Genomic DNA, 9324 nt, shown 5'->3' with positions numbered 1-9324 from the left:
AAAGTGGCGCTGGTAACGTAATGGCGGGCATTGGGGAGCCAGATATTGAAACGTTGTCCGAACTCCTGCACCACTTCCACCAGCTGCTCCGTTTGTGGGTGAGGGTTATACTGCCGGCAGAAATCATCTAAATTGAAGTCGTCAGGATTGAAAAGATCCCGAAGGGAGAATGAGCCGGACTGAACCATAGCGGCATAGTCCTGCTGCACTCTGATCAGGGCAATACGGGTTGCTACCTGAACGGAATGTTCATGTTTCATAAAAGAAGGTTTAATGATTAATAGTATGTATCAGACAAAGCAATGCTTACACCGCAAGCGGCGAAGTATTGTACTATTGTTTCGAGATGGATCGTGAAATGTTTTACAGGGAATGGATCTGTAAATTGCAGAGGTAAAAGTGGAGGCTATCGAAACAAATTTCCATATAATATTGAAAAAACGAACAGCAGGCCATCAGTTTAAATTTTTTTCTACAGAGTTGTTTTTTACCACAATTGAAGTGTCTCTTTTTTTTCCTGTAAAACCACCACTCCGTTAACCGGAAAAACCTGAATACAACCGTTGAACGGCCCTGCTTTGTGATTGCTGGCATTTTTCATTAGATTGCCGCATTCCAGCACCAACCAAACGGAGAAAATATATGAAAAGATCTGCTCTGATCCTCATTTCCTGTTTTGCCATCGCGCAGGGAAATGCCCAGACCAAACCAGGCGCCCCGGCGGCGTCACCCGCGGTAAAGGAGGAAAAGCCTGCATTATCCAGCCGCACACTCAACCCTGACCAAAACGTTGTCACGGAAAATGCCGTAACGGTAAAAGGAGTGCGTATCCCCTATCGCGCCACTGCCGGCTCCATTCCTGTATGGGATGACGATGGCAAGATCATCGCCGGCGTTTTCTACAGTTATTATGAGCGCAGCGATGTAAAAGACAAAGCGAGCCGCCCGCTCGTGATCTCGTTCAACGGGGGACCTGGTTCCGCCTCAGTATGGATGCATATTGCCTATACAGGGCCAAAGCTCCTGAATATCGATGACGAAGGTTATCCTGTTCAGCCCTATGGCTACAAGGAAAACCCTTACTCCATCCTGGATGTGGCAGACATTGTTTATGTAGACCCGGTGAATACCGGCTTCAGCCGTATCATCGACAAGAACACGCCTGCCAGCAAGTTCTTCGGTACACGTGCCGATATCAAATATCTCGGCGAGTGGATCAACACTTTTGTGACCCGTGTCAACCGTTGGGCCAGTCCCAAGTACCTGATCGGCGAAAGCTACGGCACCACACGGGTTTCAGGCCTGGCACTGGAAATGCAGAACACGCACTGGATGTACCTCAACGGCGTGATCCTGGTATCTCCTACCGACCTGGATATTGAAAGGGCCGGACCGGTGAGCGGCGCCAACCGCCTCCCCTATTTTGCAGCCACTGCCTGGTACCATAAAAAACTGGAGCCTTCCCTGCAACAGAAAGACCTCACAGCCATGCTGCCGGAGGTGGAGGAATTCACAGTGAATGAATTGCTGCCCGCGCTTGCAAAAGGAGGTTTTGTGGAAGAAACGAAGAAGAGAGAACTGTCTAAAAAGATCGCACGCTACTCGGGCATCAAAGAAGATGTGATCTATCGCAATAACCTGGTACTGCCGGTGAATGCATTCTGGAAAGAACTGCTGCGCGATAAAGGATTCACCGTAGGCCGGCTCGACAGCCGCTACCTCGGTGTTGACCGGAGCGACGGCAATGAAACACCCGACTTCAATGCCGAGCTCACCAGCTGGCTGCATTCCTTTACACCGCCCATCAATATGTACCTGCGCGAAGAGCTGAAATACAAGACAGACCTGAAGTACAATATGTTCGGCCCTGTACAGCCCTGGGACAGAACACAGGACCGCACCGGAGAGAACCTGCGGCAGGCCATGGCACAGAATCCCTGGCTGAAAGTGATGATCCAGAGCGGCTACTATGATGGCGCCTGTGATTATTTCAACGCCAAATACAGCATGTGGAATATCGATCCCAGCGGAAAACTGAAGGACCGGCTCAGTTTTGCCGGCTACCGCAGCGGACATATGATGTACCTGCGCAAAGCCGATCTCGAAACTTCGAATGAGGATATCCGTCAGTTCATCAAGGCTTCACTGCCTCCGGCGGGTAAGCCTGCGAAATATTGAATATTTCCAACGCTCGTTTACGGAAGGCAGCCACAGTAGCTGCCTTTTTTTGTTAAGCTGACTATAAAACGGTCCAGCAGCATCCGGCCTGCGCGCCTGCATCCCTACCTTTAAAAGAAAAACCATGAAAACCCTGATTCTGCTTATCCTCTTGTCACCCGCCATAACGTTCGCCCAAAGCAGGGGCCTGGCGCAGTTTGTTACCTGGAAACCCAAAGCCGGCCTGGAAAAAAATTTTGAAGACGGCTACAAGCGCCACCTGCAATGGCATAAAAATGCAGGCGATACCTGGAACTGGTATGGCTGGTATTTTATCTCCGGACCACGCAGCGGGCAGTTTATGGATGCTACTATCGATCATGCATTCGAAGACTTCGACAAACCGGTTGACCCCGATGGCGATGCCGCAGACAATGCCAGGAATACGGTTCCCTACGCGGATCTTATCAGCTCCTCCAAACTGGTTGCCATCAACAATCTCAGCAGTCCGGGCCCTCAGGGCCTTCGTGCAAAATACATGAAGCTGATCTCACTGCAGGTGCTGAATGAATACAGGGCAGAGTGGATGATCCGGCAGTACAGGAACCGGTGTGATATGAGTAAACTGAAGTTCTTTGTGACCTATAAAACCTTTGACGGGGGAAGAATCGATCACTGGTACGTTCTGATCGGATCAGACAGCTGGGCTGGTTTTGAACATATGGCTGCGCATAACGATAAGCTCATCGACTCAACCGTAGTGAAATGGGCGACCACAGAAACCCTGCGCTACCGCGAAGACCTCAGCCAGTTTCCCTGATCGCTTTCGTTATACAAAAAATAAAAAAGCCTGTAACGCGTTCCCAATCGCTTTACAGGCTTTATGTTGATGAAAACAGTTCTCCTACATGAATGCGGAAGCCATGTGCAGGCTCGCATCCGCTTCAGGTGAATGAAGGCGGATGATCTTTCGCGCAATCGCGAATTTCAGTAATCCAACAGTGGTTTTAACGCCCAGCTTTTCCTTCATGTCCTGGCGGATCTTTTCGATACTGCGCACACTGAGGAAAAGGTGATCGGCAATTTCTTTATTGCTCTTTTCTTCCCATAATAACTGCAGCACTTCCCGCTCACGGTCGTTCAACGGAACATCGGCTGCACCAGTTTTTTTGAAGTTGTTCTGCTTGTTCCAGTACATGGCTTCAGTGAAGAGCTTACTGCGGAAGATCCGCTGCTCAGACAGCGCCACGATGGCCTGGATCAGTTCTTCGGGCTCGTCTGTTTTGCTGAGAATACCACAGACGCCGGCATCCAGCAGGCCGCTGAGCAACTCCATGTCGGTACACATGCTCAGTACCAGGATCCTGATCTCCGGGTATTCCGCCTGGATGATCTTTACAGCATCACTGCCGAAAAGTTTTGGCATGAAAAGATCCATGATGAGGATGTCAACATGTTCATGCTTTAATTTTTCCAAAAGGTCCGGAATGTCTGGAGATTGAAGTACTACGCGCACGTTTTCCTGGGAGGATAAAAAATTGTTGAGCGTTTTTCTGAACAAAGTGTGGTCATCAACAATTGCAACATTGGTTAATTTGGATAGCATAAGGTTATAATTGTAAGGTTTTACAGCCGCATTAGATTATTCGGTTACACGAGGCAGTTTTAAACCCTTCAGTAACAAAGAATAAATTTAGGGAAAATTTTCGCAAGATGATCAGGTGAAAACGCCCTTCCAGTCAGTATTTCACACTTTGTATTGTAAATAAGCGTTTTAGTGAGGCGGTATTTTTTCAGAGTTAAAATCCTATTAATCTTCCCTAAGTGTTCCTCCTTATCTGACGTACGTACCCGATATAAGGTTCCCGGGTAAGTATTTTTCAGTAGCTTTGTGGTCTTCCCACAACAACCCAACGGAAATCTTCTTTTTTGTGACCTTATCCCGCTCCGGAGCCATTCAACGAAACATCTGACAGGATTTTATTGCTAATATTTAAATTTCAAGATCATGAAGAGACTGGAAAATAAGGTTGCTATTATTACCGGCGGTGCCGGCAGTATCGGCAAAACCACTGCCCGCTTATTTCTGGAAGAGGGCGCAAAGGTATTTTTAGTGGATATCAGTGAAGAGGCATTGAAGAATACAGCGGAAGAACTGGGAAATCACCACAACCTGGCCTGGGCTGCTGCGGACGTGTCCCGATCGGAAGACGTGCAACGATATGCTGCAGCAGCGGAAAAGCAGTTCGGAAAGATAGATATCTTCTTCAACAACGCCGGAATAGAAGGCGTGGTGAAACCCATCACGGAATACCCGGAAGAAGTTTTCGATAAAGTGATAGCCGTGAATGTAAAAGGCGCCTGGCTGGGTATCAAGTATGTGCTGCCACGCATGAAAGATGGCGGCAGCATCATCAATACCTCCTCCGTGGCAGGTATTAACGGCAGTCCGGATGTGAGCGCCTATATCACCAGCAAACATGCAGTAACGGGCATCATGCGGGCCATAGCCGTGGAAGCCGCACCCCGTCGTATCCGCGTGAACTCCGTGCATCCTTCTCCTGTTGACAACAGGATGATGCGTTCCCTCGAAGAAGGCTTTGCTCCAGGCCATGCGGCCGAAGCCAAAAAGAACCTGGAAAAGACCATTCCACTCGGTCGGTACGCCGCACCCCTGGAGATCGCACAACTGGTGCTTTTCCTGGGCAGCGACGAAAGCCAGTTCATCACCGGCACCACGCAGGTGATCGACGGCGGACTGAGTGTTATGTAATAAACGTAAATGTTCATTTTTTTATTCCAGCCTCCGGCCGCCGCCGGGGGCTTTTTATATGGCGAAGGCCGCTGCCTGTAGGTTAACCTTCCGGGCTGTCCTTATTTCCCTTATCTTTTACCTGTCAATCTACCAATATGACCATTGCCCGCAAAACCAGCAAGACTGCTCCATCCGCATCATCTGCTTCCCAGGCCGGCCCCACAGCCGCCGCCTTCACCAAAAAATTATACGAACTGCAGTCTGACGAAGAACTGAAAAAGATCCGCCGTTACTTCAAATCCGGCGAAGGGCAGTATGGCGAAGGCGACCAGTTCATCGGCGTGCGCATGGGCCACCTCTTCAAACTGGCCGCTGAATTCATAGATATGGAACCCGCTCAGCTGGAAAAACTGATGGACAGCCCCATCCATGAGGTCCGCGCAGGCGCCATGAGCATTATGGATAAACAGGGTCGCTCCAAAAAGACCAGCCCTGAACGAAGAAAAGAATTGTATGAGCTTTACCTCCGCCGCCACGACAGGATCAATAACTGGGACCTGGTGGACCTGGCCGCTCAATACGTAGTAGGACAATACCTCTTCGACAAATCACGCAAGCCACTGTACAAGCTCGCCCGCTCGAAGAATATCTGGGAACGAAGAACAGCCATTGTTGCCACGGCATATTTCATCCGGAAAAAAGAAACAGAAGATACTTTCAATATTGCGGAATTACTGGTGCACGATCAGGAAGACCTCATCCACAAAGCCGCCGGCGGCTGGATCCGCGAAGCCGGCAAACAGGCGCCCCAACGCCTCATCAGTTTCCTGGATGATTATGGAGCTTATCTGCCCAGGACCTTCCTGCGCTACGCCATTGAAAAACTGCCGGCCAGGCAAAAAGAGCATTACATGAAGCTGGGCAAACTCTCCCAATAAGAATTACAGTTCCTGCAAGTAAGTTTCCGTAATTCGTAACCCCGCACAGCCCCATCCTGCGGAACTTGCATTCATTCAGTATGAGCAAAAAGAAAAAGAAACAGGATATTATTCCCGTACATACCGCGGAGCTCGCCAATACCACGGGGTTTACCGTGGAGTATTTTGAAGTAGGTACAGAAACGGAAGACTCGCCCGCCCTGGAAAAACACCGGGATGATCATTACGTTTTTTACGTGCAGGACAGTGGCTTCACCGAAATACTGGTAGACTTCGAGAGCCTGCGCCTGGAGGGCATTGTTGCCGGTTATATCAGGCCCGGCCAGATCCATCATTATATCGGCAGGTACAGCTCCGGTTATTTCATTGCGGCCGATCCTTCGGTGCTCGACAACCATAGCCGTATGATCTTTGAATATGAACAACCCTCCCGGCAATATATCAACCTGGAGTCAACCTCTCCCCTGCTTCGCTGTATGCAGCTCTTGCTCGAGAATGTCAACCAGCCCCTTCACCACGCCGTTCAGCTGAACGTACAACGTTCGCTGGTACAGGCATTCACCGGTATGTTCGCCGCTGCGCTGGCGCAACACCATGGCCGTAACAGCAAACCACAAAGCAGGGCCGATGGTTTACTGATAGAATTCCGGAAACTGGTAAAGGAACATTCCATGATGGCAAAATCCGCCGGGCAATACGCCTTGATGCTGAATATCTCCACCGCTTACCTCAATGAGGTGGTGAAGCAGCAGACAGGTTTTACCGCCAGTTACTGGATCCAGCAGGAGATACTGCTGGAAGCCAGACGGCTGCTGGTCCACACAGATCTTACCGCCAAAGAGATTGCGTACAGAACAGGCTACGATGACCCCACTTATTTCAGCAGGCTCTTCAAAAAAGTGACCGGCTGCAGTCCGCTCGACTTCCGGGTCAGGCACCGCGATTTGTCCAATCAATTCCCCTGATCGTCTATTCCCCATGCCCGCCATTGATTGTTGCTTTGCATAATAAAATAACAGTACATGGAACAGGCAACAGGCATCAAACACAGGATCACCGGGCTGCTGGAATCAGCCCTCGCAAAGAAAGGAACCGTATTGTACGTGCTGCAGCATTATGCAGGCATGTATGAACTCCGTATCCACCTGCCCGATGCAAGAATGGAAAACTGGCAGAAAGTACAACGCATAAAATGTAAAGTAAATACAGGCCGTTACAGGGATTATACACCAGCTGTTTGGGATGAAACCACCAGGAGCTGCTCCCTCTTCATCGATACCGCCCATGATGGCCCGGGAAGCCAGTGGGCACAATCATTACAGGCAGGAGACCCACTGGTGTATATAGGTATCGATTCCTATGGCAGAGCGCCCGTGGATGCGGCAGAGCAGGTTTTCCTGGGAGATCCCAGCGCCATCGGGCATTTCTTTGCGCTGATGCAGCTCACCAACGGATTGGGTAAGATCACCGGCAGTATCATAGTAAGAAATGAAATGCACCGGGAAGCCTTCGAAGCATCTTTCCCCAGCCTGAGCATCAGCACAGCGGAGAGTATCCGGGAAATAGAACACAGTCCGGTACTGATCCATGATCACCCGGAACGTCAGTTCTACCTGGCTGGTAATTCCGGGATGGTGCACCAGCTCCGTAAAATTCTGAAACAGCAGGGCGTACCCGCACATAAGATCCACGCACAGGGATTCTGGAAATAAGAATTCAGCGGATCAGAACAGTGCTGCCTTTCTTCACCACCTTCTCCCCGGTTTCACTGGTGTATTTCAGTATCCACACATAAGTGCCGGAAGGCTGTGGCTGCCCCTTGAAAGTACCGTCCCACTTGCGTGTCCAGTCCGTTGTCCGGAAAAGCAACTGCCCGTACCGGTTGAACACAACAAACTCCAGGTTGGTGGCTTTATAAGCATTGAGCGGGTAGAGATAATCGTTATTGAAATCATTATTGGGCGTGAATGCATTGGGAACATCGATATAACAGGTATATACTACCTGCAATCTTTTCACTAACGTATCTGCACAACCGATATCATCTTTTACAATAAGCTGTACACGGTGGAACCTGGACCTGCCGGTTACAACTTTCGGGTATCGCTGTGCCTGTGGCTCCCTGGCAATGCTCCGGAAGCCGTTGTCGAAATCCCATTCCCAGGTAAGGTTCCGGCCGATACTATTGTCTTTGAACACAGCCATATCTTCCGGGCAGAGCACATCCGGCATCGCAAAGCGGGCATCCAGTTCATTATCCAGGTGCACCATGGTGTCTTTGGTAGCGGCACAAACGCCGTTGGTGACCATCAGTTTTATCTTCTTGAAACCAAACTCTTTGAAGCTATGACTGGGATTCTGTGCACCACTGGTAGCACTGTTATCGAAGTTCCAGAGCCAGTGGGTAACCCCATTGGCGCCGGGATGTGAACAGTCTACGGTATCTGCTTTACAACCCCATCGGATATTATAGCTGAAATCCGCATTCACCGTGTCTTTGGTGGTAAAGAGCAGGAAGGAGCCAGCCGGCGTTTCCTGCCGGCACTCATCCAGGATGGTATTGCCATCTGTTCCCTGCTGTAGTTCGAGCCGGTAAACACCATTGGTCTGTATCGGCCCTGCAAATTCCACGCGGATGGTAGACGACAAACCGTTGATGCAATTGCCTGATGCACGTACCACATTTACGGCAGTAGGGCCGGTTACCCGGAAATCACTGCCATTGGCTGCAATGGAAGCGCATAACATCGGCCTGTAGAATACCAGTTCCATGGACTTAGGCGCACAGCCTGCCGGCTTGATACTGTCCATAGGGGTATATGCAAAGGGAAGTATTTTGAAGGGCACAAGGGAGCCCGGTGGCACTTCTTTATTGCACTCATCCAGCAGGGTATTGCCATCGCTGCCCCGGTTGATCACCACATTGTAATTGCCGGGAGGCAGTGCCCCGCTGAGGGTGAGCATTACGGTGTCTTCATCAAACATGCCCACATCGCAGCGTGAGCTGCTGGCCCTGAGAATGGTCATGCCACCAGGCATGGGACTGAGGGTGAAATCGCTGGCATCCGCGGCCAGGCTGCTGCAGAAGAGTTTTTTATCCAGCTTAACGGTAACGGTAGTGCCTCCGCAACCAGCCCAGGCCTTGTCGGCTTTGGGTGGCCGGGGGTCCTCGATCAGGGCTGTTCCGCCCTTGAACTCAAGCCCATAGCCGCTTTGAGAATTGGTAAAATGACTGATCAGGAGCAGGTACTGCCGTCCTTCCACCAGGTTGGGCATGGCGGTGAATGTAGGTTTCACAGCATTGTTGAGACTGCCGCAGACAAGATTGGGAACGCCCTGGGCAGATGCGCCCGTGAGGCCCGTGGTGCCTGACCAGTTGCCGGTCACTACCAGGCTTTTATCAAAGAATACATCATTCGGGTTACGGTCAGTAACATCAAACAATTGCCAGTCGTAATCATCTCCCAGGTCATT

General features: G+C 50.4%; 9 protein-coding genes. 6 read left to right on the top strand and 3 right to left on the bottom strand.

All coding sequences use genetic code 11. The annotated features are described in order from the left end of the window. Nucleotides 1-260: hypothetical protein (locus tag ACTHMC_RS08120; protein WP_440412442.1), on the bottom strand; the 260-nt coding region annotated here is incomplete at its 3' end. Between the two features lie 382 nt (nt 261-642). Between ACTHMC_RS08120 and ACTHMC_RS08115 the strand changes: the two genes are divergently transcribed. Together ACTHMC_RS08115 and ACTHMC_RS08110 are read left to right on the top strand one after the other, a co-directional pair. Continuing rightward, nucleotides 643-2178 carry a S10 family peptidase gene (locus ACTHMC_RS08115; protein WP_440412440.1) on the top strand — a complete coding sequence of 512 codons (1536 nt, stop codon included), beginning with the start codon at nt 643-645 and terminating at the stop codon, nt 2176-2178. 124 nt (nt 2179-2302) lie between these two features. Further along, a complete protein-coding gene (locus tag ACTHMC_RS08110) occupies nt 2303-2977 on the top strand; it encodes a hypothetical protein (RefSeq protein ID WP_440412438.1) in 675 nt (224 codons plus the stop codon). 84 nt (nt 2978-3061) lie between these two features. Here the strand turns inward: ACTHMC_RS08110 and ACTHMC_RS08105 are convergent, their stop codons facing one another. Next, the gene (locus tag ACTHMC_RS08105; RefSeq protein WP_440412437.1) at nt 3062-3763 is read right to left on the bottom strand and encodes a response regulator transcription factor; all 702 of its coding nucleotides are present in this window, start codon (nt 3761-3763) and stop codon (nt 3062-3064) included. A gap of 402 nt (nt 3764-4165) precedes the next feature. Here ACTHMC_RS08105 and ACTHMC_RS08100 point away from each other — a divergent pair, with 402 nt between their 5' ends. The 4 genes from ACTHMC_RS08100 to ACTHMC_RS08085 all read left to right on the top strand — a co-directional run bounded on the left by ACTHMC_RS08100 (nt 4166) and on the right by ACTHMC_RS08085 (nt 7562). Further along, a complete protein-coding gene (locus ACTHMC_RS08100) occupies nt 4166-4930 on the top strand; it encodes an SDR family NAD(P)-dependent oxidoreductase (RefSeq protein ID WP_440412435.1) in 765 nt (254 codons plus the stop codon). A gap of 137 nt (nt 4931-5067) precedes the next feature. Then, nucleotides 5068-5850, top strand: coding sequence for a DNA alkylation repair protein (locus ACTHMC_RS08095; protein ID WP_440412434.1), 783 nt, complete (start codon nt 5068-5070; stop codon nt 5848-5850). Nucleotides 5851-5930: 80 nt separating this feature from the next. Continuing rightward, entirely contained in the window at nt 5931-6815 is an 885-nt protein-coding gene (locus ACTHMC_RS08090; protein ID WP_440412433.1) for a helix-turn-helix domain-containing protein, read from the top strand. A gap of 57 nt (nt 6816-6872) precedes the next feature. Beyond that, entirely contained in the window at nt 6873-7562 is a 690-nt protein-coding gene (locus ACTHMC_RS08085; RefSeq protein WP_440412432.1) for a hypothetical protein, read from the top strand. 4 nt (nt 7563-7566) lie between these two features. Here ACTHMC_RS08085 and ACTHMC_RS08080 read toward each other — a convergent pair. Then, nucleotides 7567-9324: gliding motility-associated C-terminal domain-containing protein (locus ACTHMC_RS08080; protein ID WP_440412431.1), on the bottom strand; the 1758-nt coding region annotated here is incomplete at its 5' end.

The sequence above is a fragment of the Pseudobacter sp. genome, assembly GCF_051955275.1.
Classification (GTDB): Bacteria; Bacteroidota; Bacteroidia; order Chitinophagales; family Chitinophagaceae; genus Pseudobacter.
The sequence above is the reverse complement of the archived record's forward strand: the minus strand, read 5'-3'. Positions and strand labels throughout refer to the sequence as shown.

Excerpts from the sequence above, each read along its gene's own strand:
- ACTHMC_RS08115 (WP_440412440.1), top strand. The coding sequence starts at position 643 with ATGAAAAGATCTGCTCTGATCCTCATTTCCTGTTTTGCCATCGCGCAG.
- ACTHMC_RS08110 (WP_440412438.1), top strand. The coding sequence starts at position 2,303 with ATGAAAACCCTGATTCTGCTTATCCTCTTGTCACCCGCCATAACGTTC.
- ACTHMC_RS08105 (WP_440412437.1), bottom strand. The coding sequence starts at position 3,763 with ATGCTATCCAAATTAACCAATGTTGCAATTGTTGATGACCACACTTTG.
- ACTHMC_RS08100 (WP_440412435.1), top strand. The coding sequence starts at position 4,166 with ATGAAGAGACTGGAAAATAAGGTTGCTATTATTACCGGCGGTGCCGGC.
- ACTHMC_RS08095 (WP_440412434.1), top strand. The coding sequence starts at position 5,068 with ATGACCATTGCCCGCAAAACCAGCAAGACTGCTCCATCCGCATCATCT.
- ACTHMC_RS08090 (WP_440412433.1), top strand. The coding sequence starts at position 5,931 with ATGAGCAAAAAGAAAAAGAAACAGGATATTATTCCCGTACATACCGCG.
- ACTHMC_RS08085 (WP_440412432.1), top strand. The coding sequence starts at position 6,873 with ATGGAACAGGCAACAGGCATCAAACACAGGATCACCGGGCTGCTGGAA.